This is a genomic window from Luteimonas sp. Soil_N_1, assembly GCF_057656255.1.
The window spans coordinates 1-257 of the sequence record NZ_JBDGKS010000013.1; the positions used below are offsets into that span (position 1 = coordinate 1).

Consider the following 257-nt stretch of genomic DNA (forward strand, 5'->3'; position numbering starts at 1 on the left):
AACACGGCGCTGGAAGAAGTGGCCGAAGTGGCGAACGCGGGCTGGAACGTCAGCGCCGGTGGTGCGAACAGCACCAACGTCGGTCTGAACAGCCCGACCGGCAACAGCGTCGACCTCAACAACGCAGACGGCAACATCGTGGTGTCGAAGTCGGACGACAGTAACGACGTCACCTTCGACCTGGCCGATGATCTGAACGTTGCCGGCAGCGTCACCGTCGGCGGCACGCGGATCGACAACACCGGTCTGACGATCGT

Annotated in this window: 1 protein-coding gene; it reads left to right on the forward strand. The window is 63.0% G+C overall.

From position 1 onward, the window contains the following. Positions 1-257 (forward strand): hypothetical protein (locus AC3A4E_RS17295; protein ID WP_487632716.1); only part of this gene is annotated, 257 nt, incomplete at both ends.